Origin of the sequence: Shewanella sp. SG41-4, assembly GCF_014164505.1 — a bacterium.
Lineage (GTDB): Bacteria > Pseudomonadota > Gammaproteobacteria > Enterobacterales > Shewanellaceae > Shewanella.
The window spans coordinates 1-1,040 of record NZ_JACJFI010000677.1; the positions used below are offsets into that span (position 1 = coordinate 1).

Sequence of the window (1,040 nt, forward strand, 5' to 3'; positions counted from 1 at the left end):
GTTTTACATAAATTTTACCATTATAAAATGCTAAAATTTTAAAGAATTTTTTGCTCAATATAAAATCAATCCTAACTGGGGTAATTAGTCAATTAACCCTATAAAAATTGACACTATTAGCTACAACTTTAGTCAAATTAATCTGTCTTGTCATCAATAATCAAACCAAATAGCGCACTCAGGTCACTTAATAGAGATAATGTTAGGTTATTAGTGTCTAAATCATTTGTTAATGCAATGATCTCATGTAGGAAAATGATTATTTTAAAGATTTTCACATTCTGCATCTCGAGTCTATTTAACTATTCAGTGTAATTGAAGTATACTTGTGCGCGTAATTAAAGGTCATTAAATTAAGGAATGGGTCACGTGAATCCAATTGTAAAGAGTTTTGAGTATGGTCAACATACAGTCACCTTAGAAACAGGTGTTATTGCACGTCAAGCAGATGCTGCAGTTTTAGCAAGCATGGGCGATACCACAGTATTAGTTACTGTAGTTGGTAAAAAAGTAGCGGATTTAAGCCGTGACTTCTTCCCGCTAACTGTTAATTATCAAGAAAAAACCTATGCTGCAGGTAAAATTCCTGGTGGTTTCTTCAAGCGTGAAGGTCGCCCTTCAGAAGATGAAACTCTGATTGCGCGTCTTATTGACCGTCCTATTCGTCCTTTATTCCCTAACGGTTTTAAAAACGAAGTTCAAGTTATCATCACTGTGGTTTCTGTTGATCCTCAAATCGAGCCAGATATTGTTTCGATGATTGGTACCTCAGCAGCGTTAGCTATTTCTGGTATTCCTTTCAGCGGCCCACTAGGTGCGGCGCGTGTTGGTTATATCAACGATGAATATGTCCTTAACCCAACGGTTGAGCAGCTTGCCACTAGTTCACTAAACTTAGTTGTTGCTGGTACTAAGGCTGCTGTACTTATGGTTGAATCTGAAGCTAAAGTGCTTGCAGAAGAAATCATGTTAGGTGCGGTAACTTACGGACATGATCAACAACAAGTTGTTGTTGATGCTATTGCTGAGTTCAAGGCTGA

General features: G+C 37.3%; 1 pseudogene. It reads left to right on the top strand.

Features of this window, described 5'->3' with window-relative positions:
• Positions 1-369: 369 nt before the first annotated feature.
• Positions 370-1,040, top strand: a pseudogene (locus tag H5202_RS23205) (polyribonucleotide nucleotidyltransferase); the annotation flags it as partial.